This is a genomic window from Methylobacterium sp. WL6 (assembly GCF_008040095.1).
Lineage (GTDB): Bacteria > Pseudomonadota > Alphaproteobacteria > Rhizobiales > Beijerinckiaceae > Methylobacterium.
The window spans coordinates 21820-47838 of the sequence record NZ_VRVH01000007.1; the positions used below are offsets into that span (position 1 = coordinate 21820).

Here is a 26019-nt window from a genome sequence, read left to right on the forward strand (position 1 = left end):
AGACCGGTGAGCCTGATAGAGAACCGCGCCCTGCGCCGGTTCCGACGGGACGGACGGTCGTGAAAGCCCCGCACCGTGCCGTTTCCGACCCTTCCCGCCCCGTTCGCGCGGGCGCTCGCCGACCATGACTACGCCGAACCCACACCGGTGCAGAGCGCCGTCCTCGAAGCGGCCGCCGACGGCAGAGACCTTTTGGTCTCGGCGCAGACCGGTTCTGGCAAGACCGTGGCCTACGGCCTCGCCATGGCCGGCCTGCTGCTCGACGGTGCCGAGATGCTGGCGCCGGCCGGTGCCCCGCTGGCGCTGGTCATCGCGCCGACGCGCGAGCTGGCGCTGCAGGTTCAGCGCGAGCTGATGTGGCTCTACGGCCCGGCCGGCGGCCGCGTCACGGCCTGCGTCGGCGGCATGGACCCGCGCCGCGAGGCGCGCGCGCTCAACGAGGGCACGCACATCGTCGTCGGCACGCCCGGGCGCCTGCGCGACCACCTCGAGCGCCGCACCCTCGTTACCGACCAGATGAGGGCCGTCGTGCTCGACGAGGCCGACGAGATGCTCGACCTCGGCTTCCGCGAGGACATCGAGTTCATCCTCTCGGCGACGCCGAACGAGCGCAGCACCTTCCTGTTCTCGGCGACGCTGCCGAAGGCGATCGACAGCCTCGCCGCCCGCTACCAGCGCGACGCGCTGCGCCTCGCGGTGAAGAGCGAGACCCGCGGTCACGCCGACATCGCCTACCGGGCGATTCGCGTGGTGCCGCGCGAGATCGAGCACGTCGTGCTCAACCTGCTGCGCGCCGCCGACGCGCCGACGGCGATCGTGTTCTGCAACACCCGCAACGCGGTGCGTCACCTCCAGGCGAGCCTGACCGAGCGCGGCTTCTCCACCGTGGCCCTGTCGGGGGAACTCGGCCAGGGCGAGCGCAATGCCGCGCTCCAGGCGCTGCGCGACGGCCGCGCGAAGGTCTGCGTCGCGACCGACGTCGCCGCCCGCGGCATCGACCTGCCGGGCCTGTCGCTCGTCATCCACGCCGACCTGCCGCACGACGCCGAGGTGCTGCAGCACCGCAGCGGCCGCACGGGCCGCGCCGGCAAGAAGGGCACCAGCATCCTGCTGGTGCCGAACGCCCGCCGCCGCCGGGCCGAGCAGATGTTCCAGCTCGCCAAGATCAGCCCCGAATGGGGCGGTCCCCCGTCGGCCGACGAGATCCGGCGCCTCGACGGCGAACGCATGCTGGAAGACCCGCTGTTCACCGAGGCGCCCGGCGAGGAGGATCTCGCCCTCGCCGAGACGCTGGTCACCGGCCGCACCCCGCTCGAGCTCGCCGCCGCCCTCGCCCGCGTCTACCGCACCCGCCTGCCGGCGCCGGAAGAGGTCACCGATCCGGGCGACCAGTCCGGCCGCGGCTCCGCGAGCCGGCCGCCCTACGATCCGATGGACCCCGAGCGCATCGCGGCGATGGGCCCGGCGGTGTGGTTCCGGCTCAACCTCGGCCGGCGCGACAACGCCGACCCGCGGCGCCTGCTGCCGATGCTGACCCGCCGCGGCGGGATCGACCGCCAGGAGATCGGCGCGATCCGCATCTTCGACCGCGAGACCAAGTTCGAGGTACGCGGCAACGCCGCCTCGCGCTTCGCGCAGGCCTTCGCCCGCAACGGCTCGCCGGAGATTCAGGTCGAGGCCTTGGTCGGCGATGCCCCGGTCGCCGAGCGCAAGGGGCCGGCCGGCTTCAAGAGCCCGCGCGCGGCCAAGCACGAGCGCCACATCGGCAAGCCAGAGGCGGCGAAGCCTTACGCCCGCAAGCCGCGCGCCTGAGCGCGGCGTCGGCCCGCGGCCGACGTTGCCTCGCAGCGACCCGACCGGTCAGAACCGGTCGGGAATGCCCTTCACCGCATCGCCGAGCGCCTCGACGCTCTCGCGCAGCTTGCGCCCGGCCGGCGCCAGGGACGGCACCTTGATGCCGAACACCTCGGTGTCCTCGTCCTGCGCTTCCGCAGGCACCGCCTTGGCTTCGACCGCCGCGGGCTTGCGGGCGGCCGGCTTTTCCGCGACCGCCTTGCTCGCCGCTGGTGCCGCCGTGGCGGCGGGAGGCTTTGCGTGCGCCTCGATCCGCGGCTTCGCCTTGGAAGGCTCGGGCTTCGCGGCCTCGCGCTTCGCCAGCTCAGGTTTGGCCGCTTCGATCTTGGCCGCTTCGATCTTGGCCGTTTCGTCCACCGCCGATGCCGGACGGGTCGCGACCGCCTTCGGGGGCTCCGGCGGCAGGGCCGCGTAGGTCGCGGTCTCGGTCTTGGCGCGCACGGTCTCGGCCGCCAGCGGCGCGATGCCGGGCACGGTGCGAGCCGGCGCGACCAGGGTCGCCTGACGGGCCGGGCCGATCACCGGCACCTCGACGAGCGCCGGGACCGGTTTCGGCGCGGGTGCCGGCGTCGCGAGCTTGCTCGCGGCGACGGGCGGGTTCGGGGTGATGGCGGGCGTCGCCGGTGTCGGTACGGCGTCGGTGGCGACGGAGCCCGCGCGCAGCATCGGATCGATCCGCGCTTCGACGACCGGGGGCTCAGCCGGCTCGGGCGGCAGGATCTCGCGGATCTTCGGGATCGACGAGGGGCTGCCCGTCGCCAGCGCCGGCAGCCCGTCCTTCAGATCGGGCCAGTCGGCGGCCTGCCGGCTTGTCACGATCGGCTTGGCGCGCTGCGGTCCGGCGAGGCCTGAGAGGTAGGTGCTGGCCGCGGCGGCGAAGGCCCCGGTCCCGGCCACCCCGATCACGCCGAACAGCGCGATGCGGGCCCAGGGGCGTCGTGCGGCCGGACGCGGCACCGTCTTCGGCGATTGCCGGGTCTCGGACGGGTCGAGGGCGAGATCATTCATCGGGGGGCGATCATGGCAGGAGGTTGCATCGGGCACGCGAGGCGGATGCACCGATCTCCCCATCACGGCCGCATCGCCTCCGAAGATGTTCCGCACGCGGAACTCGAGTGTGGATCAAGAACCGGCAATACGGCGCAACGATGTCGCCCCGCTTCGCGGCGCCGAGCCCCGGGCTTCGACCTGTCGCATCTTCTGTGGAGAAGTCGTCGTCGCGCCGAGGTCTTGCGTAGACGGTGTGTGCTTAAGAACTCGTATCGGCGGGCGTCCTGCCCCGGTTGAGCCTCAGGGCCAACCTGCGAGGTGCACGGCCTGCGCCCGTGCCACGCGCTCGACCGCGCGGGTCCATCGGCTCGCCGGCCGAACGGGCGACGATGCGCCGGCCGCGACGGCCGCCTTCAGCGTCAAGCCGTCCCGATCGCCCCAGCGCGCGAGCAGAACCTGGAACGCGTCGTGCCGCGCACGCTCGAAGGGGATCGGCCGCAAAGCGGAATCGCGACAGGGATGGGGCGGGTAGAGATGGGCCACCGGCACCAGGCCGGCCGGGATCGGCGCCGTGGCCACGTGGGTGCGGCGGCGGCGCAGGATCTTCGGCACGACGTAGGCCCGCGGCCCGAACGGATCGCCGGCGCCGGACGACACCTCGATCCGCCCGAGCGGTCCCACGACGACCAAGTCTGCCCCGCCGCCCAACGCCTCCGTCCGGATCGCGCCATCGAAATCCGGCGGTGCGGCGCCGAGATGCGCGCGGAGCCGCGCGAGCGGTCCCGGCCGATCGGTCCTGACCCGGACGGAGACCTGCGCCGAGCCGAGACCGAGATCGAAGCTCACGGCCGCCCGCCGAGCCGGATCGAGCGCTTCGCGATCGGGGCCGAGCTCGGTGAACCGCGAGCAGGCGACGGCGCCGAAATCCGCAGCCGGCAGGCACAGCGCGACCGCGTGGCTCCATCCGTCGCCCACCGGCATTTCGTAGGCGATCGGTCGCACCGCATCCGTCAGCGTCAGCGCGATGCCGCCCGTGGCGGTCCGCAGGCCAATCCGGCCCTCCCCGAGGATCCGGAACGGTTCGTCCGGCCGCCGGCGGAACTCGGCGGCCGCCCCGAACGCGCCGAGGTTCCACGCGCTCGCGGGATCGGCGAGCGCGGCGCAGAGGATGTCGCGATCGGTCGCGTCGAGGGCCATGGTGGGCACGGCTACGCCGGTCGTCGCGGAGGCTCAAGCGCCGTCTGCAAACGAAGGCTGCGATGTGGACCGCATGCCGAGCGCGCCTGCGCGGCATGGACTTCGCCGCGCGTCGCCGCCACCCTGCGCGGCGTGAGCACCAGACCGATCTCCCTCTCGACACCGCCGGACGACGCGCCCGGCACCGCCTCCCCTGTTCCACCGCAGGCGATCCCGGCGGCCGGGTTCTGGAGCGGCTGGTCGACCCGCGCGCGGCTGATCGCCGTCGTCCTCGCCATCGACGTCGTCGCGGCCCTGGTCTCCTGCGGCGTCATCGTGATCAACGCGCGCACGGCGGTGAAGGTCGAGACGCGGGCATCGCTCTCCACCGTGGAATCGCTCGTTGCCGACACGATCCGCCTCCTCGACGCGGCTCCGCCCGAACGCCTGCTCCAGACCCTCGACCTGCGCTTCCAGATCCTGCGCCACGTCCGCGTCACGGTGCGCGACGCCGCCGGCGCGACGGTGGGCGCGCCGATCGGCCAGCCGCGTCAGGAGAAGACGGCGCCGGCCTGGTTCGCAGACCTGATCATGCCGAAGATCGAGCAGCACGAGCTGCCGATCGTCACCGCCGGCCGCACGATCGGCACCGCGCGGATCACCACGCAGCCGATGGACGAGATCGACGAGATCTGGGTCTATGCGCGCGCCCTGTCGCTGACGACGTTCTGCATCAACGCGGCGATGCTGGCAGCCCTCTACCTTGCGCTCGGGCGCGTGCTGGCGCCGCTGGGCCGCCTCGCCGACGGCCTGACCCAGCTCGAGCGACACGACTACACCGCGCGGCTCGAAAACCCGGCGACCCACGAGTTCGCGGTGATCGCCACGCGCTTCAACCAGGTCGCGGAAGCGCTGAGTGCCGTCCGGGCCGCCAACGGCCGCCTGAAGCGGCAACTGCTGACCGCGCAGGACGACGAGCGCCGCAGCACGGCACTGGAACTGCACGACGAGTTCGGCCCCTGCCTGTTCGCCCTGGAAGCCAACGCGGCTTCCGTGAAGCGGCTCGCGACCGGCACGGCCGAGCCCGACCGGGACAAGCTCCTGGCGCGCGCCTCCGAGATCGCGGCGATCGTCGGTCAGGTGCAGAGCCGCAACCGCGACCTGCTCAACCGTCTGCGTCCGCACGCGCTCGGCCAGGTTCCGCTCGCCGACTGCCTCGACCTGCTGTTGCGCGATTTCGCCCGCCGGCACCCCGAGACCCGATTCACCGGGCGGTTCCAAGGGCTCGCCCGCGGCTACGGCGATCTCGCCGACCTCACCGTGTTCCGTTGCATCCAGGAGAGCATGACCAACGCCGTGCGTCACGGCCACGCCGCGACGGTCACCGCCGAGGCGCGCGAGGGGAACGGCTCGCTGGTCGTGTCGATCGCCGACGACGGCACCGGGTTCGCGCCCGATCACGGCACCGGCCTCGGGCTCTCGGGCATGCGCGAGCGCGTCGAAGCGCTCGACGGAACGTTTGTTCTTGACAAGCACCCCCCGGGCGCCGTTGTCCGCATTATCATTCCCGTGGATGCGCAAAGGGGCGACGATGCCGACCCGGTGCGATCCGCCTGAGCGGCCTCGCTATCCCGAGCGATCCCCCGATGAAGTTCCCGGCTCGATGAACGCCTTTGCCATGAAGCCCGTTGCCGTCGAGACCCGGATGCCGGTCCTCGTGATCGACGATCATCCGATCGTGCTCCAGGGCTGCCGCCGGGTGCTGGAGGATGCCGGCATCGAGACGGTGGCCGAGGCGACCACCGTGGTCGACGGCTACCGGGCGTTCCACCGCCTGCGCCCGCCGATCGTGATCTGCGACCTGACGTTCCAGGGCAGCGGCCTGGCCGGCCTCGGCCTGATCCGCCGCATGTGCGCGGTCGAGCCCAAGACCCGCATCCTCGTGTTCAGCATGCACAACGATCCGGTGATCGTGGCACGCGCGCTCGAGGCCGGCGCGCTCGGCTACGTGCTCAAGGACCACGCCTCGGCCGAGCTGTTCGAGGCCTTCGAGAAGGTCCGGGCGGGGCAGGTCTACCTCGACCGGCGCCTCGCCACCGAGGTCGCGATGCTGCGCACCGACGCCCGCCGCACCCCCGAATCCCAGCTGACGCCGCGCGAGCAGCAGATCCTCGCGCGCCTCGCGCAGGGCAAGTCCTACGGCGCGATCGCGACCGACCTGTCGGTGAGCTACAAGACCGTGACCAACGCCTGCTCGCAGATGCGCCAGAAGCTCGGCGTGCGGACGCTGGCCGAGCTGATCCACGTCGCCGTCACCGAAGCCCAGCGTCAGGGTTGACCGATCCGGCGGCGACCGCGCCGCGCGACACGACGAGAGGCCGAACCATGGGCGATGCGAAAACCGGCACGTTCTCGCAAGCCGCGTGGGCGCGCAACGCCGCGCTCTACGAGACCATCCGCACGATGCCGTTCAACGCCGAGCTGGCGGCCGGCACGCTCGACCGGTCGCGCTTCACGCATTACATCGTCCAGGACGCCCATTACCTCATCGGCTTCGGCCGCGCCCTGAGTCTCGCCGCCGCCAAGGCGCCGGAGCCCGACGGCATCGTCCTGTTCGCCAAGGCGGCGGAAGAGGCGATCGTCGTCGAGCGCGCGCTCCACGGCGGCTTCTTCCGCGACTACGGCATCGGCGCGGAGGCCTTCGCGGCGACGCCGCTGACGCCGGCCTGCGATCACTACGTAGCGTATCTCATGGCGACGGCCTACGCCGAGCCGTTCGAGGTGCTGCTCGGGGCGCTGCTGCCGTGCTTCTGGATCTACGCCGAGGTCGGGCGGGACATCCTGGCGCGCGAGAGCGCCGGCAATCCCTATCGCGCCTGGATCGACACCTATTCCGGAACGGACTTCCAGGACGCCGTGGCCCGGATGATCGCGGCGACGGACGAAGCCGCCCGCGGGGCGTCGCCCACCCTGCGCGAGCGGATGCACAAGGCCTTCACCCACGCGACTAGGCTCGAATGGATGTTCTGGGACAGCGCCTACCGCGAAGCCGCCTGGCCGGTGTGACGGCGGGTCTCGTGCGGCCGATCCAGCGCTCTAAGCACCGGCATCGGTAAGGACCGTTTCGACCGGACCTGCGTGCGTCGCGCCTCCTCGAGGGGAGAGGGGGACACACCACCGATTCGGAAAGGGCGGAACGATCGGATTGGAGCGGGCGACGGGAATCGAACCCGTATATTCAGCTTGGGAAGCTGACGTTCTACCACTGAACTACGCCCGCGCCGGGCCGCGTTTCGGCAGCGCAGCTGGACCATAGCAGAGCCGCCGACGTTGTCCACGGGGTCGATGGTCCTACGGTCGTGGACGGTCTCTGCGAGACATCTTCTTCGCGCGGCAGCCCGGTACGCGATGCTCCGGTAGGGGCCACACGATCGCCGCGCGCAGGCCATCGCCGCCGTATCCGTTCCCATGGCGACGCCGTTCCACTATCACCCGTCGGACCTGCACCCACGATGCGTGCGGCGTCCGCCTCCGGCGGGCGGCGCCGGCCGAGGACCGATCCGAGATCCATGGACGCCCCTTCCCCCCTGGCCGCGCCCGCGAACAATCCCGCGCGGCTGATCCTCGCTTCGGCCTCGCCGCGCCGGCTCGCGCTCCTGCAGCAGATCGGCATCGAGCCGGACGCCCTGCTTCCCGCCGACGTTGACGAGACGCCGCTGAAGTCCGAATCGCCACGCGAGCTCGCCCGGCGGCTCGCGCGGCTGAAGCTCTCCGCGGCGCAAGGGGCGCTCCACCTCCACGAGCACGGCGGGAAGAGCTGGGTGCTGGCGGCCGACACCGTGGTCGCGGTCGGCCGCCGCGTGCTGCCCAAGGCCGAGGTGCCCGACGAGGCCGCCGACTGCCTGCGCCTGCTTTCCGGGCGGCAGCACCGCGTGTTCACGGCGATCTGCCTGCTCTCGCCCAAGGGCGCGCGGCGCGAGCGCATCGTCGAGAGCCGGGTGCGGTTCAAGCGCCTGTCCCAGCGCGAGATGAGCAGCTACCTCGCCTCGGGCGAATGGCGCGGCAAGGCCGGCGGCTACGCGATCCAGGGGCTGGCCGGCGCCTTCGTCGTCAAGCTCGTCGGCTCGCACTCGGCCGTCGTCGGCCTGCCGCTCTACGAGACGATGGCGCTCCTCGACGGCGAGGGGTTCCCGGTGCGGGCCGGCTGGGGCGCGATGGCATGACGACGGTCGCGAAGCTGCCCCCCTGCCCGATCTGCGGCAAGCCGGCCGATCCGAAGCTGAAGCCGTTCTGCTCGGAGCGCTGCTCGGACATCGACCTCGGCCGCTGGCTCAGCGACCGCTACGTGATCCCGGCCGCCGATGACGAGGACGAGGACGCGTTGCCGGCCGCCCGGAAACCCGACCACGAATAGCGGAAAATCATCCGGCCGATGTGCCGGATCAGGCTGGACAGGCCCGGAGGCACTGACTATACCCCCGCCCTGTCGAGCCGCCACGCGGATCGGCGAAGGCCCAGGTAGCTCAGTTGGTAGAGCATGCGACTGAAAATCGCAGTGTCGGCGGTTCGACTCCGTCCCTGGGCACCATCCCTCCCCAGCGTCTGAACTGTATTCGCAGCCGCGGCTGTTGGACTCGTTCGTGCCTGCGCGGACGCCCTCTCAGGTGGCGCTCGATCCCTCGACGATCTCGGCCAGCCTCTCCGCCGTTTCAAGATCCTCCGGCGTGTTGACGTTGAGGAACGGGTCGATCGGCTCGATCGGCCAGCGCACCACCGCGGCGCCGTGACGGCCGATGAAGCCGCCGACGCGGCGGTCGCCGCGCTCGACGAGCGCGGCACGCAACTCTGCCCGCAGATGGATCGGCCAGAGCGCCACGGTGTAGTGCTCGCGATCGCCCGAGGCGGCGACCGGGATCGCAGCCGGCTCTCGGGCTGCGGCGAGGCGGGCGACGAGGTCGAGCGGCAGGAACGGCGCGTCGCAGGAGACGCTGACGACGGCGTCCACGTCGGCGTGGAACGCGGCCGCATGGTCCAGCCCGGCCAGGATGCCGGCGAGTGGGCCGGGATGGCCGGCGACGCCGTCGGGCAGGACCGGCCCCGGAAAGCCGGAGAACCGCGTCGGGTCGCCGTTGGCGCTGAGCATCAGCCCGGCCGGGCATTGCGGCGCCAAGCGCCGGGTCACCCGCTCCAGCAGCGTCCGGCCGCCGAGGGTGCGCAGCACCTTGTCGCCGCCGCCCATGCGGCGGGCGAGACCGCCGGCCAGGATCAGGCCCAGGACCGGCGCCATCGTCGTGCCTATTCGAAGACGATCTTGGGCGCCGCCCGGCCGGCCGGTGCCGCGGTCAGGTTGTCCCAGAGCTTGCGCGCGATCTCGCGGTAGACCTGGGCCTGCGGCCCGTCGGGGGCGACGGCGACGACCGGCTGGCCGGCATCGGACGATTCCCGGATCGTCATGTTCAGCGGCACCTCGCCGAGGAACGGCACGCCGAGGCGCTGCGCCTCGATCCGCGCGCCGCCATGGCCGAAGATGTGCGATTCGTGGTTGCAGTTCGGGCAGATGAAGGTCGCCATGTTCTCGATCACGCCGAGGATCGGCACCGCGACCTTCTTGAACATCGTCACGCCGCGCCGCGCGTCGATCAGCGCGAGGTCTTGCGGCGTCGAGACGATCACGGCGCCGGAGAGCGGTGTCGCCTGAGCCATGGTGAGCTGCGCGTCGCCGGTGCCCGGCGGCATGTCGACGATCAGCACGTCGAGCTCGCCCCAGAGCACGTCGCGCAGCATCTGCGTCAGCGCCGACTGCACCATCGGGCCGCGCCAGATCATCGCCGTCTCGGGCTCGATCAGGAAGCCGATCGACATCACCTTGAGGCCGTAGCCCTCCATCGGGTCCATGCTGCGGTTGTCGACCACCTTCGGCTTGCCGGAGAGGCCGAACAGCTTCGGCACCGAGGGACCGTAGATGTCGGCATCGAGCAGGCCGACCTTCAGGCCCTGCGCCTTCAGGGCGAGGGCGAGGTTGCAGGCGGTGGTCGACTTGCCGACGCCGCCCTTGCCCGAGGCCACCGCCACGATGTGGCGGACTCCCGGCAGGGCCGGCCCCTGGCCGGGAGGCGCGCCGGGACGCGGCGGCGCGGCATTCACCGGAACCGGGGCGGCCTTGCTCTGCTCCGGCATGGTGGGGCCGCGCTCGGAGGTGAGGCTCGCGAACACGCCCGAGACGCCGGGCATCGACAGCACCTTGCCCTCGGCCGACCGGCGGATCGGCTCGAAGCGCGCCGCCTCGCTGGCGTCGATCAGGATCGAGAACATCACGCGGTTGGTCGGGTCGACGACCACCTGCGACAGGCGGCCGGACGCCGGCAGGGTGGTGCCGGCGGTATCGATGGTCACGCTTTGCAGTGCGCGCAGCACGTCGTCTCGGGTGATCGCCACGGTCGGCCTCCTTCGCCGCGTCCGGCGTCTCTGGATCTCGAAAGGGATGGTTCCGGCCCATGTAAACAGCCGTGCCGGAAACGCCAGCCGAAGCGGGCCTACCACCATGCGGCGCCTGTGCGCAGGCGATCGAACCAACCGATGCGTCATCCGTTGTGACACGACCGCCGGCGCGGGCGGCAGGGAGAGCCGGTGCGCCGTCACCATCTGGAGAGACCTACGCGATGCATCAGGGCAATCACCGCGACCACGAGGGCGCGAAGAAGCTGTTCGAGCTGGTCAAGGACGTCAAAGTGGCGATGATGACCACCGCCGACGCCGACGGCACGCTCAACAGCCGTCCGATGTGGAACAACGACATCGACGAGAACGGCGACCTGTGGTTCTTCACCAAGCTGCACTCGCCCAAGACCGCCGAGATCGGCCGGGACAACCAGATCAACCTGTCGTACTCCGACCCGTCGAGCCAGACCTACGTCTCCATCGCCGGCAAGGCGGAGATCGTCAGCGACCAGGCGATCATCGACGCCAAGTGGACCGAGAGCCTCAAGACCTGGTTCCCGAACGGCAAGGACGACCCCGAGGTGGCGCTGCTCCGCATCCACCCCGAGCAGGGCGAGTACTGGGACAGCCCGAACAGCAAGATGCTGCACCTGTTCGGCTACGTGAAGGCCTCGCTCACCGGCGAGAGCCCGAAGACCGAGACCAAGAAGGTCGACCTCGCCTGATCGCGGCGGCCTGAGCCGCCTTCGCGACGACAGGCGGCGTGCCCGGTGCGGCGCGCCGCCTTTTTCGTGCCCGCGCCGCCGCCTCCGTTGACACAGGGCTGCCGGTTATGCGCCCTCGGGGCTCCGTGACGCCCGCCCCGAGGTTCCAAAGACATGCTCGATCTCGCGCGGCGGGTGCACGACCACAATTTCGGCATCGACCCGATCGTGCGGTCGCTGCTCGACACCGACTTCTACAAGCTGCTGATGGCGCAGACGATCCTGCGCCGACACCGCGACGTGGCGGTGACCTTCGGCATCAACAACCGCACGACCCGCATCCGCATCGCCGACGAGGTCGACGCCGGCGCGCTGCGCGAGCAGCTCGATCACGCCCGCTCCCTGCGCCTGTCGCGTGGCGAGGCGACCTGGCTGCGCGGCAACGCCTTCTACGGGCGCCGCCGCATCCTGTCGGCCGACTTCATCGCCTGGTTCGAGGGGTTTCGGCTGCCCGAATACCAGCTCGAGGCGCGGGACGGGCAGTACGAGCTCACCTTCCACGGACCGTGGGTCGAGACCACGATGTGGGAGGTGCCGGCGCTCGCCATCCTGAACGAGCTGCGCTCGCGCGCCGTGCTGCGCGACCTCGGCAAGCTCGACCTGCAGGTGCTGTACGCACGGGCGATGACGCGGGTCTGGGAGAAGATCGAGCGCCTGCGCAAGCTGCCCGACCTGTCGATCGCCGATTTCGGCACCCGTCGCCGGCACGGCTTCCTGTGGCAGGACTGGTGCGTGCAGGCGATGGACGAGGGCTTGGGCTCCAAGCGCTTCCTCGGGACCTCGAACTGCCTGATCGCGCTCCGCCGCGAGGTCGAGGCGGTCGGCACCAACGCGCACGAGCTGCCGATGGTCTACGCGGCCCTGGCGGAGGACGATGCGGCGCTCGCCCGCGCGCCCTACGACGTTCTGCGCGACTGGCAGGAGGATTACGAGGGCAACCTTCTCGTCGTGCTGCCCGACACCTACGGCACCACCGGATTCCTCGCCGGCGCGCCCGACTGGCTCGGCGACTGGACCGGCATCCGTATCGATTCGAAGGACCCGATCGAGGGCGGCGAGGAGGCGATCGCGTTCTGGCGCTCCCGCGGCGCCGACCCGCGCGAAAAGCTCGCGATCTTCTCCGACGGGCTCGACATCGACACGATCGAGCGGATCCACGCGCATTTCTACGGGCGCCTGCGGATCGGTTACGGCTGGGGCACCCTGCTTACCAACGATTTTCGCGGGCTGGTGCCGGAGGGCCGGCTCGATCCGATCTCGATCGTCTGCAAGGTGACCCATGCCAACGGGCGCCCGACGGTGAAGATCTCCGACAACCCGACCAAGGCGCAGGGGCCGGCGGACGCCGTTGCGCGCTACAAGCGGGTGTTCGGCGTCGGCGCGCAGGATGCGATGGCGGTGGTGGTCTGAGCCGGCCGATCGCGCCGGCCCCCGGCGCAGCTTCTATCAAGACTGTGTCACAGACCCAAGATTGAAATCACGTGGTCTCCGTTCGCGGTCGGCGTGCGCTATGTCTCGCCCCGACACCGGCGTGTCGCCTCCCCAGGAGGCGCGCGAACCAAGCCGGAACAGCAGGGACGCGGATGCCATGTCACGGATCGATCGACGCGCGCTGATTGGAGCAGCGGGTCTGGCGCTCGCAGGCCCCACACTCGGGGGTTCGGCACATGCCGCGGATGCTCCTGCACCGAAGCCAGCCGAGGCGAAGGACGTCACCCGCACGCTGGCGCGCTGGGTCGTGAACGCCCGGTTCGAGGATCTGCCCGAGGCGGTGCGCCGGGAGGCGACGCGAACCTTCCTGAACTGGGTCGGTGTCGCCATCGGCGGCTCGCATCACGAGACGCTGGACGTGGCGGTCTCCGCGCTCGCGCCGTTCTCGGGGCCGCCCCAGGCCGGCCTGTTCGGCCGCACCGAGCGCTTCGACATCATGAACGCGGCGTTCCTCAACGGCGTGTCGAGCCACATCTTCGATTACGACGACACCCACCTGAAGACCGTCATCCACCCGGCCGGCCCGGTCGCCTCGGCGATCCTCGCCTATGCCGAGATGCACCCGGTCTCGGGGCGCGACTTCCTCGACGCGCTGGTGCTCGGGATCGAGACCGAGTGCCGGATCGGCAACGCGGTCTATCCCAACCACTACGACGTCGGCTGGCACATCACCGGCACCGCCGGCGTGTTCGGGGCGGCGGCCGCCGCCGGCAAGCTGATGGGCCTCACCGAGCAGCAGATGGTGTTCGCCCTGGGGCTGGCCGCCTCGCAGCCGGTGGGCTTACGCGAATCGTTCGGCTCGATGAACAAGAGCTTCAACCCCGGCCGCGCCGCGGCCAACGGCCTGTTCGCCGCGATCCTCGCGGCCAAGGGCTTCACCTCGTCGGACGGCATGATCGAGGCCAAGCGTGGCTGGGCCAACACCGTCTCGACCAAGCAGGATTATCGCGAGATCACCGAGGGGCTCGGCACGCGGTACGAGAGCCTGCTCAACACCTACAAGCCGTTCGCCTGCGGCATCGTCATGCATCCGGCGATCGACGCCGCGATCCAGCTTCGCGACGAGGAGCACCTGAAGCCCGAGCAGATCGCGCGCGTCGACCTGAAGGTGCATCCCCTCGTGCTCGAGCTTACCGGCAAGACCGCCCCGCAGGCGGGATTGGAAGGCAAGTTCAGCATCTACCACGCGGTCGCCGTCGCGCTGGTCGAAGGCGCGGCCGGCGAGAAGCAGTTCAGCGACCGCGCCGTTCGCGATCCCGTCGTCGTCGCGTTGCGCGACAAGGTCGTGCCGGTTGTCACGCCGGGGATCGCGGCGGCACAGGTCGACATGACCGTCACGCTCGCCGACGGGCGCACGCTGCACCGCCGCATCGAGCACGCGATCGGCAGCGTCGAGCGTCCAATGAGCGACGCCGCCCTGGAGCGCAAGTTCACCGATCTCGCCGACGGCGTGCTGCCCGCGGCGCAGGCCCGCCGGGTGATGAGCCTGTGCTGGTCGCTCGATACGCTCAAGGATGTCGGCGACGTGATTCGCGCAGGGGTTGCGCAAGCCTGACGATCACGAGCCCGTGAAAACCCGCCGCAACGGGAGGGATCGTTTCGCGGCGCCGTGCCGTTCCCCGTTCGCACCGGCGAGAGCACGGGCGTTGCGGGCGTGAGCGTACGGTTCGGTGGCGGCATGGCGACGAAGACAGACGACCCTCCCATCCCGGTGCCGTCTCCCACCCGGATCGCAGCCGCCGAGACGCCGAAATCGGCGCTGGTCTCACCGGTCCTCGTCAGCGCGATCATCATCGCGGCGCTCTATGTCGGGCGCGAGATCTTCATCCCGATCGTCATCGCGGTTCTGTTGTCCTTCGTGCTCGGGCCGCTGGTCGCGCTCCTGCGCCGCTGGCACCTGCCCCGCGTCGTCGCGGTCGGCTCCGCGGTGGTGTTCACCCTCGGCATCGTCGCCGCCCTGGCGACGCTGATCGGCGTCCAGGTCGCGGGCCTCGTCGGCGACGCGCCGCGCTACCGCTCGACGATCGAGCGCAAGATCGAGGGCCTGCGCGACAGCCCGGTCGCGCATCTCACCGATTACGTCGCCAATATCGGCCGGGCGATCCACGATGCCGGCAACACCGAGAAGGCGCCGAAGCCCGAGGCGGAGGCGAAGCCCGGCCCCGAAACCAAGCCGGCGCGGCCGGCCTGGGAACCGGCCCCCGTCCTCGTCGAGATGCGCCAGACGCCGCCCGGCCCGCTGGAGACGGCGAGCACCCTGCTCTCCCCGGTGATGCAGCCGCTGGCCACCACCGGCATCGTCTTCGTCGTGCTGCTGTTCGTCCTGATGCAGCGCGAGGACCTGCGCGACCGGATGATCCGCCTCGCCGGATCGAGCGACCTGCACCGTACCACCGTCGCGATGGACGACGCCGCGCGGCGGCTCAGCCGCTACTTCGTGGTGCAGCTGGCGCTCAACACCGCCTTCGGGCTGGTGGTCGGCATCGGCCTCTACGTCATCGGCGTGCCCAACCCGGTGCTTTGGGGCATCGTCTCGGCGATGATGCGGTTCGTGCCGTATATCGGCGCCTTCCTCTCGGCCCTGCTGCCGCTCCTGCTGGCGGCGGCCGTCGATCCGGGCTGGGACATGGTGATCGCCACCGCGATCCTGTTCCTGGTGCTGGAGCCGCTGACGGGCCAGATCGTCGAGCCGATGCTCTACGGCCATTCCACCGGCCTCTCGCCGTTCGCGGTGCTGATCTCGGCGCTGTTCTGGACTTGGCTGTGGGGGCCGGTCGGGCTTCTGCTCTCGACGCCGCTGACGGTCTGCCTCGTCGTGCTGGGGCGGCACATCGACAAGCTCGAGTTCCTCGACGTGCTGTTCGGCAACCGTGCGGCCCTGACGCCGGTCGAGAACTTCTACCAGCGCATCCTCGCCGACGACCCGGAAGAGGCGCAGGAGCATGCCGAGCTGATCCTTCAGACCTGCTCGCTGTCGGCCTATTACGACGACGTGGTTCTGAAGGGCCTCGAGCTCGCCGCCCGCGACGCCGCCCGCGGCGTGCTGACCCTCGAGCAGAAGACCGACATCCGGGCCTCCGTCAGCGAGCTCGTCGACGCGCTCGCCGAGCGCGACGACCGGGTTCCGGCCGCGCCTGCGGCCGATGCCGACGACGGTGCCGAGGGGGATGCGAAGGCCGATCCCGAAGCGGCGCGGCCAAGCCGGGAGGCGATCCCGCCGGCGTGGTCTCGCGAGGGCGCGGTGCTGTGCGTCGCGGGGCGGGGCTTCCTCGACACGCCGGCGGCCGCGATCCTTGCACAGCTCCTCGCCAAGCGCGGGCTCGGGACGCGGATCGTACCGTTCGGCGACGTGTCGCGCGCGAAGATCGCCGATTTCGACCCCGGCGAGGCGCAGATGACCTGCATCGTCTCCCTGGCGATCAGCGGAGAGCCGGGGCACCTGCGACGGCTCGTCGATCGCCTTCGGCGCCGGATGCCCGACGTCCCGATCGTCGTCGGGCTGTGGCAGGCGGACGACGATGCCGCCGGCCGCGGCAGCATCCCGGCGGCCGAGCACGTCTCGTCGCTCGGCAGCGCCGTCGACACGGTGCTGGCCCATGTGCACGCCGAGCCGGAGCCGTCCCCCATGCCGGTGGCTGCGCAGGCTTGACGGAAACGGCCGAAACCCGCCTTCCTGCCGCGATGCAGGATCGAACGGGGAAAAGCCGATGAGCGTCGTCGAACTCGGCCGGTTCATGGACGATCTCGCCGACGCGTCGGGCCAGGCGATCCTGCCGTTCTTCCGTGCTCAGTATGCGCTGACCGACAAGGCGGCGGGCACGGCCGCGTTCGATCCCGTGACCGAGGCCGACCGCGCCGCCGAGCTGGTCCTGCGCAACATGATCCGCGGGCGGTTTCCCGCCCACGGCATCCTCGGCGAGGAGTTCGGCTCGGAGCGGCTCGACGCGGAATGCGTCTGGGTGCTCGACCCGATCGACGGCACCCGTGCCTTCATCACCGGCATCCCGACCTGGGGAACCCTGATCGGCCTGACCCGGAACGGGAGCGCCGTGCGCGGCTTGATGCACCAGCCCTATCTCGGCGAGCGCTTCACCGGCGATGGACGCACGGCACGCCTGCGAAGCTCGCGCGGCGAGCGCACGCTCCATACCCGCCGCTGCTCCGACCTGTCGGCGGCGATGCTCGCCACCACCGATCCGCGGTTGTTCACGGACGGCGCGGAAGCCGATCGGTTCCGGGCCATCGAGGGTCGCGTGCGCATGTCGCGCTACGGCACCGACTGCTACGCCTATTGCATGCTGGCTTCGGGCCAGATCGACCTCGTCGTCGAGGCCGGCCTGAAGCCCTACGACATTGTCGCGCTGATCCCGATCGTCGAGGGTGCGGGCGGCGTCATCAGCGCCTGGGACGGCGGTCCCGCGACCGGCGGCGGCCGGATCGTCGCCGCCGGCGATCCGCGCATGCACGCAGCGGCGCTGGCGATTCTGAACCCGTAACCGGTCGGCGCCCGAAACCGCATTGCGACCCATCTCGACGAACTGAACCGTCCATGCGCCCCGGCCGTTCCTGGTCGTCCGCAACGCTTCCTCCCGGCCGCCCGTGCTCCTCGCCGCACTCCTTCTCCTGACGACGCTGCCGCCGCTGGCCGAAGGGTCTGTCGACGCGCTCCGGGCGCACGCGGTCGGCCTGCAGACGCCGTCGGTCGAGGCGGCACCGTATTATCAGCACGTCGCGCGGGCGGTCTCGAACTGGCGGGCCCAGGCCGGTACCGAGCTTCGGCCGGTCTCGCTCGCCCTGGTCGCGCAGGTGGCACCCACCGAGCCGGCCTACGTCGCGCGCTGCGCCAAGCTCAACAATTACTGGTGCATCAAGAGCGCGCGCTGGTCGGGCGAGGTCGGTGCCGACGCCGAGGGGCATACCGGCTTCGCCACCGCGGCGGACGGCGCCGACGCCGCGGCCGGGCTGCTCCGGCGATACTACCGGAATTATGGACGCCGCACGGCCCTGGCGATCGTGCGCCGCTGGGCGCCGGCCTCCTGCGGCGTCTCCACCGCTCCGCTTGCGGCCAGGGCCAAGGCGACCGCCCTCGCGCCGCGCGGGATCGGGGGCACGCTTCGGGCCCGCTTCCTGGCGCGCCACCTTCCCGGCGGCGCCCGGCGCGGCGTATCGCGGGCGCCGCGCACCGCCCTGCGGGTGCAGCCCTGGTCGCCGCTCGCCCGGATGAGCGGCCATCCGGCCCGGCGCCCGTCGATCCAGGCCAGGGCGATGCAGAAACCCGTCGCGGATATCGCGACCGGCCTCGCCGACAGGCCGACTCCGACCGTACGGTTTCCGGCCCCGCGCGGGGCGGACGATCCCGCCGCGCTCCTCGACCGCAAGGTGCCGTCGCCGGATCGCCTCGTGGCCGATTCGGCCCTGTTGCCGATGATGGTCTCCGGCCTGGCGATGGGGGATCTGCGTGCACCGGCCCCGCTCTGCGGCAACGACGAGGTCCGGATCGGCAACTACGCGGCCGCCATCGCCAGGAGCGTGGGCCTGCGCGCCACGGACGACCTCGCGCTGTTCTCGCCCGACGGCAGCCCGCTGCCGAACCTCGCCCCCGTCATGCGCGCGATGTCGGGGGTCGAGCTCGGCGCGTTGCACGCGGGTCCGCCCCTCGTGGAGGCGGCGATCGCCCGGCTCGGTCCGACCCCCGCGGCGACGGCCGATGCGGCCAAGTAGCCTTCACCGAGCCTTGTCGCGGCCCCCTCCCCGCGCCACCTGAGCGGCGACGGCCGACCGGCTGGCCCTTCGCGTTTCCCGAGCCCCCGAGCCCGCCCTTGCCCATCCAGAGTTTCGCCGCGCGTGCCGGCTCCGCGGTCAAGGCCTTCGCGGAAGCTTCGAGCGACTTCCTGATCCAGCCGACTCTGCGGCTCGGCGTCACCGGGCTCGCCCGCTCGGGCAAGACCGTGTTCACAACCGCCCTCATCCACCATCTCGTCGAGAGCCATGCGCTCCCCGCCTTCGCCCCGGCGCAGGAGGGACGCCTGCGCCGCGCCCGCCTCGTGCCGCAGCCGGACGACGACGTTCCGCGCTTTCCCTTCGAGGAGCATTTCTCGGCGCTGACGGAGTCCCGCCTCTGGCCGCGTTCCACCGATCGGATCAGCCAGTTCCGGCTTGCGATCGAGTACGAGCGCGCCGGCGGCTGGCGCTCCGGCCCGGGCACGCTGATGCTCGATGTCGTCGACTATCCCGGCGAATGGCTGCTCGATCTCGCGCTCCTGGAGCAGAGCTACACAGCGTGGTCGCGGGCGACCATCGCCGGGACCCGGCGCGCCGGCCGCGGCGAGATGGCCGCGCCGTGGCTCGCGATGCTGAGGGGGCTCGATCCGGCGGGGCCTCTGGACGAGGTGGTGGCCGAGCGGGCGAGCGCCGCCTTCACCGCCTATCTCGCGGCTCTCCGCGCCGGCCCGGAGATGGTGGCGACGACGCCGCCGGGCCGGTTCCTGATGCCGGGCGACCTCGCCGGCTCGCCGGCCCTGACCTTCGCCCCGCTCGACGAGCTGCCCGAGACGATCGCGCCGGGCACGCTCGCCGGGCTGATGGAGCGGCGCTTCGAGGCCTACAAGGCCAAGGTCGTCGTGCCGTTCTTCCGCGATCACTTTCAGCGCGTCGACCGACAGATCGTGCTGGTCGACGTGCTGGCCGCCGTCGATGCCGGGCCGGCGGCGCTGGCGGAGCTGGAGGAGGCACTGGATTCCGTCCTGCTCAGCCTGAACATCGGCCGCAACACGCTGCTCTCGCGGCTGTTCGCGCCGCGGGCCGACCGGATCATGTTCGCCGCGACGAAGGCCGACCACCTGCACCAGACCAGCCACGATCGGCTCGAAGCGCTGCTGCGCCTGCTGGTGTCGCGCGCCATGCGCCGGACGGAGGCCGCCGGCGCCCGTGTCGGCACCGTGGCCCTGGCGTCGGTCCGCGCCACCCGCGAGACCACGATCCACGACGGCGACGCCGTGCTGCGCGCCGTCGCCGGGACGCCGGAGGCCGGCGAGACGGTCGGCGACGAGGTGTTCGACGGGACGGCCGAGGCCGCGGTGTTCCCAGGCCATCTCCCCGCCCGCCCGGAGGCGGTGCTCGAAGGCGCGGTCGAGCCCGGCTCGCTGCGGTTCCCGCGATTCCGCCCGCCATCGATCAAGCCCGACGCGCTGGGGCGTCCGGGCCACCTGCCGCAGATCCGCCTCGACCGGGCCATGCAGTTTTTGATCGGCGACAGGCTGACGTGATGGCGGCTCTGACGAGAACCCCGAGGACGATGCCGTGAGCTCGACCCAGCGCCCGCGCGCCTTCCGCATCTCCAGCGCCGATGCGCCCCCGGCCGTCGAGGGAATCCCTTCGATGCCGCCCGCCCCGACCGGCGTCCGCATCGTCGAAGATCCGGTCGAGATCCTCGACGCCGCCGACGGCACGCCCGTGCCGGTGGCGAAGTCGCGCGGCGTGCCTTGGGGCGGCCTGCTGCTGTCGGCCGCGGGCGGCCTCGTCTCCCTCGGGGTCGGCTTGTCGGTCGAGCGGCTGATCGCCGATCTGTTCCAGGCGGCGCCCTGGCTCGGCGGCGTCGCGCTGGCGCTCCTGGCGCTCGCCGGCCTCGCTCTCCTGGCGATCGTCGTGCGCGAAGTGCGCGGGCTGTGGCGGGAGCGCAAGATCGAGCACCTGCGCCAGGCCGCCGTCACGGCGATCGCGACCCGCGATCACAGTGCGGCGCAGGGGGTGGTTCGGGATCTCGCCGCCTTCTATGCGGATCGAACGGCGTTGGCGGCGGGCCGGCAGCGGCTCGAGGCTTCCGCCGACGCGATCCTCGACGTCGACGATCGCATCGGCCTCGCCGAGCACGAGCTGTTGAGCCCGCTGGACCGGCAGGCGCGCAATGCCATCGCCACCGCCGCCAAGCAGGTCTCGGGCGTGACCGCGCTCAGCCCGCGGGCGATCGTGGACGTGGCGTTCGTGATCTATTCCGCCGTGCGGCTGCTGCGCCGGATCGCGGCGATCTACGGCGGACGCCCGGGCTTCCTCGGCTTGCTGCGCCTGGCCAGAGCCGCCTTCGCCCACCTGACCGTCACCGGCGGAATGGCGGTCGGCGAGAGCATGATTCAGCAGGTGCTCGGCCTCGGCATCGCGGCGCGGGTCTCGGCCAAGCTCGGCGAGGGCGTGCTCAACGGCCTGATGACCGCGCGCTTCGGCCTCGCGGCCCTCGCGGTCTGCCGCCCGCTGCCGTTCGTGCGCGAGGCTCCGCCGCGCCTGTCGGACGTCGCCGGCGAGCTTCTCCGCCCGGCCGAGCCGGAGCCGAAGCCGTGATGCTCAGGACTGCGCGCGCTTCTGCACCGCCTCGGCGTTGCGGCGGTTCGCGATGCGGGTGAACATGTTGCCGGTGTAGTCGGCGACCTTCGGCTTCTCCACGGCCACGAGCTGGGCCTCGAACGCCTCGATGCGCTTGAGCAGCGCGGCGTCGCCGAAGATCGAGCTGTTGAAGGAGGTGTGGGCGCGCTCGCCCAGCGCCGTCTGCACGGCGTCCAGTCGCACCAGAAGCTCTTTTCGCGTCACGTCGATCTCCCGCGGGCCGGATCGCCCGTGATCCGGCACCCATCAGCGCGGGCTTGGGTAAACGAGAGGTTAACCGCCGGGCGCGATCGAGCCGACGGGCTCAAAGATCCTTCATGAACCCGGCCAGCCGCATCAGCCCCTCGGGCCACGGCCCATGGCCGCTCGCGACGTTGACGTGGCCGGATTCGCCGGCGTCGACCAGGGCCGATCCCCAGGCCGCGGCGAAATCCTCCGCGCGCTCGTAGCGGCAGTACGGATCGGTTCGGCTCGCCACCAAGAGCGACGGGAACGGCAGCGGCGCGCGCGGCAGCGGCGCGAAGGCGCGCACGCTGTCGGGCAGGTTCGGCGTCTCCTCGACATCCGGCAGCGCCACGAACAGCGCCCCGACGACGCGTCCTTCGGCAAGCTTCGGCACCGCCTCGACGCAGGCGACGACGCCGAGGCTGTGGGCGATGAGGATGACGGGCCGTATCGCGGCCGCGACCGCCTCGACGACGCGGCCGCACCAGGCCTCGGGCTCGGGCGCATGCCAGGACTGCTGCTCGACCACGCGGGCGGTCGACATGCGGCCGGCCCAGCGCGCCTGCCAGTGGCCCTCTTCCGAGCCGCCCAGGCCCGGAACGATCAGGATGTCGCAATCGGCGGTCTTCATGGTCGCGTGCCTACCGTCTCTCGGCGCGAGGGTCGAGAACGAAGAAAGGCGGCACCTCGCGGTGCCGCCTCTCGGATCGGGTCGATCGCGCCGGCTCAGAGCCGGTGCGCGGTACGGTCTTCGCCCTCATACGTGGGCTCGGTCTTGAGGCTGGCCTTCTGCGCCGCGGTCTGGATGTTGTCCGGGTCAAGGGCGGTCTCGACGAACTCGCGGCCACGGCTGGTGAACTCGCGGGCGTAGCGCAGGCCCTGGTCGCGGACCTCGTCGGCATAGGGACCGATGTTGCGGTCCTCCTGGCGCGTACGCGGGAGCAACGCGCCGAGAAGCAGGCCCGCGGCGACGCCGACGACGCCGACCAGCAGCGGGTTCTCGGTCACGAACTGCTCGACGGCGGTGCGACCGCGATCGAGCCGGTCGCTGCCGCGCACCACCGCGTCGTCGATCCGGCGCATGTGGTCGCGATGGACGCCGGAGACCCAGTTGCGGGCCTCGTCGGCCGCACCGCCGAGGCGATCGCGGACGTCGTCGGCCAAGTCGGCAGCACGATCGCGCGTGCGATCGGCGAAGTCCGCGGCCCGATCCGCCGCATCGCCCGCCGCCGCGCGAGCCTGACCGGCGACGCTGCCGACATCGGGTCCGGGACCGGCCTGGTGATCGTGCGGCGACGCGTCGGGCCGTCCGATCGGATCGCGGAGGCCCGTGGGATCGGCCCGCAGGGTGTGGTCGGCCGCCTTCGCATGCGGGTCGAGGTGGACCGGGTCCAGGCCGGCGGCGTGCAGGCCCTGGTCGACCTTCGCGGCGGCGGCCCGGGCGAGGTCGTCCGGCAGGTGGTTGTCGGTCGTGGCCGACTTGCTCGTATCGCTCATGGCGTGATCCTTCAGAACTCGTACGCGGCTGGCAATGTCCGCAGGTGGCGGCCCGTCAGGCGCGGGTTTCGTCCATCAGCGAGGGTTTCGGCTGGCGGGTGGGCAGATCCGGATCGTAGACCCGGGCCGCCCCGTCGTTGAGCACCGGGACGCGCTCGGCCGAAGCCTGCGTCCGGCGGCGCGTCGCGTCCTGGGACATCCGATGCAGCAGCCAGCCGACGCCGGCGGCGATCAGCAGGACGGGAACCGGATTGCGGCGGACCGCCTCGAGCGCTCCGTCGTAGGCACCGCTGACGGCGGGTGCGCGGCGGGCGTTGCCGAGCATCTCGTCGACGAGGCTGGACACCGAGAGGCGGCCCTGGATGCGGTCGATGGTCTCGTCGAGGCGCGCGCGGCTCTCCTCGATGTCCCGCTCCATCTCGTTCATCGAACTCATCCGGACACTCTCTCGGAAAGGGCGCGGGCGTGCTGGCGGACCTGCCGGCCGGTACGGGTGGGCGTGAGCGTCGAGAACGAAAGGGCGCTGCGTCCCCACAGCGCCATCCCAATCGCGACAACCAGGAGGACGCCGCCGACGATGAGGGCCGAGAGCCATTCCGAGCCGACGATCGTCGCCAGCCACTTCACGAAGGCACCGATCAGCACGAGCAGGGCGACGACGGAGAAGACCGCCGAAGCCATGAGGCAGACGATGCCGATGATCAGCGAGCGGACGTTCCGCGCCATCTCGGCGCGGAACAGGGCGATCTCCTTGCGGGCGAGGTCGTTCGTCTCGCGCAGCGCGTCGCCGATGAGGCTCTGGATGCTGCCGGCGGGCGACGCACCGGAGGAGCCGGGGGGTGGGGTCTGCGATCCGGTCGACATGGCCGGGCCGCTCACGCGCGGAAGCTGTCGCGGGCGTCGCCTTCCGGCGGCAGGCTCGACGACTTGATGAAGCGCGCGGCGATGAAGCCGGCGACGAACGTTCCGACCGCGACCGCGACCGGTGCACGGCGGGCGAAGGCCTCGGCCTCGCCGTAGAAGTCGGCGAAGCTACGCGACTCGATCGAGCCGCCGAGCTGGCTCAGGCCATCGGCGGCGCTGTCGAAGAAGGCCTTGATGTTCGGGCGATCCTCGAAGTCCTTGCTTGAATCGCGCAGGGTCTTGGCGAGATCGTGGACCGACTGCGCCGCGTCGTTCTTGCGGCCCTCGACGAAGGTCTGCGCCTGAACCCGGGCTGCATCCATCAGGCCGCGCCCGCGCTCGGCCGCGACGTCGGCCAACCCCTCGACGTCGCCCTTCAGGCCGCGCCACTCGGCCTGCTCGCTGGCTGCGGCCTTGGCCGGATCGGGGTGGGGGATCTCGGACGCGGCCATGAGGGGACTCCTTCGAACACGGGGTCTTAGCGGGGCGATGTTCGCCTGAGTAACATCGTCCACGTCCGGGGGTTCCGGGGACGACGGCACATCCGCGGCTCAGCCTCCGTTCAGGGGCGATCGGCCAAGGTTCGCTACTGCCTCCGCCGCCCCGCGCGGCGGGGACGGATGCGGGGACAGGCCCCGGATTTCGTCGTGACGGCCGCAAACGATCGCTTGACCCGCGGCAGTCATTCGCGCTTGGCTAACGCTACGGATCGCGCCGACCTCTCGCGCGTTCACGATGGCAAGAAACGTTGACGTTGCGCGTTCCACGCCGGCGCGCTTGAGGATCCGGAGCCCACCTGAGTGGCACGCCTTGTGATCGTATCGAACCGCGTTGCGGTTCCGGAAGAAGGCGGCAAGGCGGTCGCCGCCGGCGGCCTCGCCGTCGCCGTGAAGGAGGCCTTCACCGCCTACGAAGGTCTCTGGTTCGGGTGGAGCGGCAACATCAGCGAGGAGCCCTCCGAGGAACCGACGCTGATCGATCGGGACCGCGTCCAGTACGCCGTGGTCGACCTCTCGCCGCAGGATCACAAGGAATACTACGCCGGCTTCGCCAACCGGGCGCTGTGGCCGATCATGCATTACCGGCTCGGTCTCGGGGCGTTCTCGCGCTCGGACTATGCCGGCTATTGCCGCGTCAACCGCATCTTTGCGCGGGCGCTCGCCAAGCTCGTCGAGCCCGACGACATCATCTGGGTCCACGACTACCACCTGCTGCCGATGGCCGCCGAGCTTCGCGGCCTCGGCCTCGCCAACCCGATCGGCTACTTCCACCACATTCCGTGGCCGGCCGCCGACGTGTTCAACACGCTGCCGGCGAGCAACCACCTGCTCCGCGCCATCGCCGACTACGACCTGATCGGGCTGCAGACCGACCCGGACGTGCAGAACCTGTCCCGCAACCTGATCGACACCCTGCGGGCGATCCCGCTCGGCGGCGGCTCGCTGATGGTCGACGGGCGCCGGACCCGGATCCGCAGCTTCCCGATCGGCATCGACGTCGCCGGCTTCAAGGACGCGGCGGAGAAGGCGGGCTCGAACAAGGTGGTGCGCGAGACGATGGCGGGCCTGCGCACCCGCAAGCTGCTGATCGGCGTCGACCGGCTCGACTATTCCAAGGGCGTGCCCGAGCGGATGGAGGCGGTGGAGCGCTTCTTCGCCTCGAACCCCGACCAGCGCGGCAACGTCACCTACATCCAGATCACGCCGAAGTCCCGCAGCGAGGTGCCGGAATACGAGCAGCTCTCGCGCACCGTCAACGAGACGGTCGGCGAGATCAACGGCGCGCTCGGCGACCCGGCGTGGACGCCGATCCAGTACGTCACCAAGGCCTATCCGCGCCCGGTTCTGGCCGGGCTGTATCGCGCCGCCCGCGTCGGCCTCGTGACGCCGATGCGCGACGGCATGAATCTCGTGGCGAAGGAATACGTCGTCGCCCAAAGCGAGGACGATCCCGGCGTGCTCGTGCTCTCAAAATTCGCCGGTGCGGCACGGCAGTTGCCCGAAGCGCTGATGGTGAACCCCTACGACCGCTTCGAGGTCGCGGAGGCGATCCGGACGGCCCTGTACATGCCGCGCAGCGAGCGCCTGGAGCGCTGGAAGCCGATGGTCGAGCGCATGACCCGCGAGGATGTCGATTGGTGGGCGCGCAATTTCCTCTCCGAGCTCGAGAACTTCCGCACCGTCGAGCGCGAGCCGCCGACGACGGCCGCCGCGGCGGAGTGATCTCGGGGCGGACGTCGTCGTTCTCCACGGCCCATGTGGCCCGGTGGCTTGATCCGGGATTGCGGATGCGTCCACACCGGCTCCGG

The 26019-nt window shown here is 71.2% G+C and carries 25 protein-coding genes and 2 tRNA genes; 16 read left to right on the plus strand and 11 right to left on the minus strand.

The features are described 5' to 3' along the window. The first annotated feature begins 75 nt into the window (after window positions 1–75). Window positions 76–1812: a DEAD/DEAH box helicase gene (locus FV230_RS02120; protein WP_147841051.1), complete on the plus strand. Its 1737-nt coding sequence runs from the start codon at window positions 76–78 to the stop codon at window positions 1810–1812. A 48-nt stretch (window positions 1813–1860) separates the two neighbouring features. Here FV230_RS02120 and FV230_RS31175 read toward each other — a convergent pair whose 3' ends face one another. Continuing rightward, window positions 1861–2862, minus strand: a complete 1002-nt coding sequence (locus FV230_RS31175) for a hypothetical protein (protein WP_147841052.1) — start codon at window positions 2860–2862, stop codon at window positions 1861–1863. A 282-nt stretch (window positions 2863–3144) separates the two neighbouring features. Next, window positions 3145–4050 carry a hypothetical protein gene (locus FV230_RS30485; RefSeq protein ID WP_246694690.1) on the minus strand — a complete coding sequence of 302 codons (906 nt, stop codon included), beginning with the start codon at window positions 4048–4050 and terminating at the stop codon, window positions 3145–3147. A 201-nt stretch (window positions 4051–4251) separates the two neighbouring features. Between FV230_RS30485 and FV230_RS02135 the strand changes: the two genes are divergently transcribed. Genes FV230_RS02135 through FV230_RS02145 form a run of 3 tightly spaced genes read left to right on the plus strand, consistent with a single transcriptional unit; the run spans window position 4252 to window position 7086 of the window. Further along, a complete protein-coding gene (locus tag FV230_RS02135) occupies window positions 4252–5637 on the plus strand; it encodes an ATP-binding protein (RefSeq protein ID WP_246694692.1) in 1386 nt (461 codons plus the stop codon). Between the two features lie 46 nt (window positions 5638–5683). Further along, window positions 5684–6358, plus strand: coding sequence for a response regulator transcription factor (locus FV230_RS02140; protein WP_147726003.1), 675 nt, complete (start codon window positions 5684–5686; stop codon window positions 6356–6358). Window positions 6359–6405: 47 nt separating this feature from the next. After that, window positions 6406–7086 (plus strand): TenA family protein, encoded by a 681-nt coding sequence (locus FV230_RS02145; protein ID WP_147841055.1) that lies wholly within the window; start codon window positions 6406–6408, stop codon window positions 7084–7086. Between the two features lie 140 nt (window positions 7087–7226). Here FV230_RS02145 and FV230_RS02150 read toward each other — a convergent pair. Continuing rightward, a tRNA-Gly gene (locus tag FV230_RS02150) sits at window positions 7227–7300 on the minus strand. 289 nt (window positions 7301–7589) lie between these two features. Between FV230_RS02150 and FV230_RS02155 the strand changes: the two genes are divergently transcribed. The 3 genes from FV230_RS02155 to FV230_RS02165 all read left to right on the plus strand — a co-directional run bounded on the left by FV230_RS02155 (window position 7590) and on the right by FV230_RS02165 (window position 8608). Next, complete coding sequence (locus FV230_RS02155) at window positions 7590–8243, plus strand: Maf-like protein (protein ID WP_147841056.1); 654 nt, start codon at window positions 7590–7592, stop codon at window positions 8241–8243. Then, window positions 8240–8434 (plus strand): DNA gyrase inhibitor YacG, encoded by a 195-nt coding sequence (gene yacG, locus FV230_RS02160; RefSeq protein ID WP_147841057.1) that lies wholly within the window; start codon window positions 8240–8242, stop codon window positions 8432–8434. Before FV230_RS02155 ends, yacG begins: the two co-directional genes overlap by 4 nt. Window positions 8435–8532: 98 nt before the next feature. Then, window positions 8533–8608: transfer RNA gene (locus FV230_RS02165), tRNA-Phe, on the plus strand. 72 nt (window positions 8609–8680) lie between these two features. Here FV230_RS02165 and mobA read toward each other — a convergent pair. Further along, entirely contained in the window at window positions 8681–9307 is a 627-nt protein-coding gene (gene mobA, locus FV230_RS02170) for a molybdenum cofactor guanylyltransferase MobA (protein WP_147841058.1), read from the minus strand. Window positions 9308–9315: 8 nt separating this feature from the next. Next, the gene (locus tag FV230_RS02175; protein ID WP_147841059.1) at window positions 9316–10455 is read right to left on the minus strand and encodes an Mrp/NBP35 family ATP-binding protein; all 1140 of its coding nucleotides are present in this window, start codon (window positions 10453–10455) and stop codon (window positions 9316–9318) included. A 224-nt stretch (window positions 10456–10679) separates the two neighbouring features. Here FV230_RS02175 and FV230_RS02180 point away from each other — a divergent pair, with 224 nt between their 5' ends. From FV230_RS02180 to FV230_RS02215, 8 genes are all read left to right on the plus strand, one after another. Continuing rightward, the gene (locus FV230_RS02180) at window positions 10680–11183 is read left to right on the plus strand and encodes a pyridoxamine 5'-phosphate oxidase family protein (RefSeq protein WP_147841060.1); all 504 of its coding nucleotides are present in this window, start codon (window positions 10680–10682) and stop codon (window positions 11181–11183) included. A gap of 153 nt (window positions 11184–11336) precedes the next feature. Continuing rightward, complete coding sequence (locus FV230_RS02185; protein WP_147841061.1) at window positions 11337–12632, plus strand: nicotinate phosphoribosyltransferase; 1296 nt, start codon at window positions 11337–11339, stop codon at window positions 12630–12632. A gap of 178 nt (window positions 12633–12810) precedes the next feature. Further along, window positions 12811–14268, plus strand: coding sequence for an MmgE/PrpD family protein (locus FV230_RS02190; RefSeq protein WP_147841062.1), 1458 nt, complete (start codon window positions 12811–12813; stop codon window positions 14266–14268). Between the two features lie 123 nt (window positions 14269–14391). Beyond that, window positions 14392–16362, plus strand: a complete 1971-nt coding sequence (locus FV230_RS02195) for an AI-2E family transporter (RefSeq protein WP_147841063.1) — start codon at window positions 14392–14394, stop codon at window positions 16360–16362. A 58-nt stretch (window positions 16363–16420) separates the two neighbouring features. Continuing rightward, window positions 16421–17209, plus strand: a complete 789-nt coding sequence (gene hisN, locus FV230_RS02200; protein ID WP_147841064.1) for a histidinol-phosphatase — start codon at window positions 16421–16423, stop codon at window positions 17207–17209. 103 nt (window positions 17210–17312) lie between these two features. After that, window positions 17313–18434: a hypothetical protein gene (locus FV230_RS02205; RefSeq protein ID WP_147841065.1), complete on the plus strand. Its 1122-nt coding sequence runs from the start codon at window positions 17313–17315 to the stop codon at window positions 18432–18434. Window positions 18435–18532: 98 nt separating this feature from the next. Next, complete coding sequence (locus tag FV230_RS02210; RefSeq protein ID WP_147841066.1) at window positions 18533–19978, plus strand: YcjX family protein; 1446 nt, start codon at window positions 18533–18535, stop codon at window positions 19976–19978. 34 nt (window positions 19979–20012) lie between these two features. Further along, window positions 20013–21044 (plus strand): TIGR01620 family protein, encoded by a 1032-nt coding sequence (locus tag FV230_RS02215; protein WP_147841067.1) that lies wholly within the window; start codon window positions 20013–20015, stop codon window positions 21042–21044. Between the two features lie 3 nt (window positions 21045–21047). Here FV230_RS02215 and FV230_RS02220 read toward each other — a convergent pair whose 3' ends face one another. From FV230_RS02220 to FV230_RS02245, 6 genes are all read right to left on the minus strand, one after another. Then, a complete protein-coding gene (locus FV230_RS02220) occupies window positions 21048–21290 on the minus strand; it encodes a hypothetical protein (protein ID WP_147841068.1) in 243 nt (80 codons plus the stop codon). Window positions 21291–21390: 100 nt separating this feature from the next. Beyond that, window positions 21391–21942, minus strand: a complete 552-nt coding sequence (locus FV230_RS02225; protein ID WP_147727462.1) for an alpha/beta hydrolase — start codon at window positions 21940–21942, stop codon at window positions 21391–21393. A 95-nt stretch (window positions 21943–22037) separates the two neighbouring features. Next, complete coding sequence (locus FV230_RS02230; protein ID WP_147841069.1) at window positions 22038–22808, minus strand: hypothetical protein; 771 nt, start codon at window positions 22806–22808, stop codon at window positions 22038–22040. Window positions 22809–22863: 55 nt separating this feature from the next. After that, on the minus strand, window positions 22864–23235 hold the full coding sequence (locus tag FV230_RS02235; protein WP_147727464.1) for a DUF3618 domain-containing protein: 372 nt from the start codon (window positions 23233–23235) through the stop codon (window positions 22864–22866). Between the two features lie 5 nt (window positions 23236–23240). Continuing rightward, the gene (locus FV230_RS02240; protein WP_147841070.1) at window positions 23241–23672 is read right to left on the minus strand and encodes a phage holin family protein; all 432 of its coding nucleotides are present in this window, start codon (window positions 23670–23672) and stop codon (window positions 23241–23243) included. Window positions 23673–23683: 11 nt separating this feature from the next. Beyond that, window positions 23684–24163: a hypothetical protein gene (locus FV230_RS02245; RefSeq protein ID WP_147841071.1), complete on the minus strand. Its 480-nt coding sequence runs from the start codon at window positions 24161–24163 to the stop codon at window positions 23684–23686. A 348-nt stretch (window positions 24164–24511) separates the two neighbouring features. Here FV230_RS02245 and FV230_RS02250 point away from each other — a divergent pair, with 348 nt between their 5' ends. Then, window positions 24512–25933: a trehalose-6-phosphate synthase gene (locus tag FV230_RS02250; protein ID WP_147841072.1), complete on the plus strand. Its 1422-nt coding sequence runs from the start codon at window positions 24512–24514 to the stop codon at window positions 25931–25933. The last annotated feature ends 86 nt before the right edge of the window (window positions 25934–26019 follow it).

Bases quoted from the DNA above. Each gene is read 5' to 3' on its own strand.
- FV230_RS02145 (WP_147841055.1), top strand. From the start codon at position 6,406: ATGGGCGATGCGAAAACCGGCACGTTCTCGCAAGCCGCGTGGGCGCGC.
- FV230_RS02155 (WP_147841056.1), top strand. From the start codon at position 7,590: ATGGACGCCCCTTCCCCCCTGGCCGCGCCCGCGAACAATCCCGCGCGG.
- FV230_RS02140 (WP_147726003.1), top strand. From the start codon at position 5,684: ATGAACGCCTTTGCCATGAAGCCCGTTGCCGTCGAGACCCGGATGCCG.
- yacG (WP_147841057.1), top strand. From the start codon at position 8,240: ATGACGACGGTCGCGAAGCTGCCCCCCTGCCCGATCTGCGGCAAGCCG.
- FV230_RS02180 (WP_147841060.1), top strand. From the start codon at position 10,680: ATGCATCAGGGCAATCACCGCGACCACGAGGGCGCGAAGAAGCTGTTC.
- FV230_RS02195 (WP_147841063.1), top strand. From the start codon at position 14,392: ATGGCGACGAAGACAGACGACCCTCCCATCCCGGTGCCGTCTCCCACC.
- FV230_RS02240 (WP_147841070.1), bottom strand. From the start codon at position 23,672: ATGTCGACCGGATCGCAGACCCCACCCCCCGGCTCCTCCGGTGCGTCG.
- mobA (WP_147841058.1), bottom strand. From the start codon at position 9,307: ATGGCGCCGGTCCTGGGCCTGATCCTGGCCGGCGGTCTCGCCCGCCGC.
- FV230_RS02190 (WP_147841062.1), top strand. From the start codon at position 12,811: ATGTCACGGATCGATCGACGCGCGCTGATTGGAGCAGCGGGTCTGGCG.
- hisN (WP_147841064.1), top strand. From the start codon at position 16,421: ATGAGCGTCGTCGAACTCGGCCGGTTCATGGACGATCTCGCCGACGCG.
- FV230_RS02235 (WP_147727464.1), bottom strand. From the start codon at position 23,235: ATGAACGAGATGGAGCGGGACATCGAGGAGAGCCGCGCGCGCCTCGAC.
- FV230_RS02245 (WP_147841071.1), bottom strand. From the start codon at position 24,163: ATGGCCGCGTCCGAGATCCCCCACCCCGATCCGGCCAAGGCCGCAGCC.
- FV230_RS31175 (WP_147841052.1), bottom strand. From the start codon at position 2,862: ATGAATGATCTCGCCCTCGACCCGTCCGAGACCCGGCAATCGCCGAAG.
- FV230_RS02225 (WP_147727462.1), bottom strand. From the start codon at position 21,942: ATGAAGACCGCCGATTGCGACATCCTGATCGTTCCGGGCCTGGGCGGC.
- FV230_RS02185 (WP_147841061.1), top strand. From the start codon at position 11,337: ATGCTCGATCTCGCGCGGCGGGTGCACGACCACAATTTCGGCATCGAC.
- FV230_RS02230 (WP_147841069.1), bottom strand. From the start codon at position 22,808: ATGAGCGATACGAGCAAGTCGGCCACGACCGACAACCACCTGCCGGAC.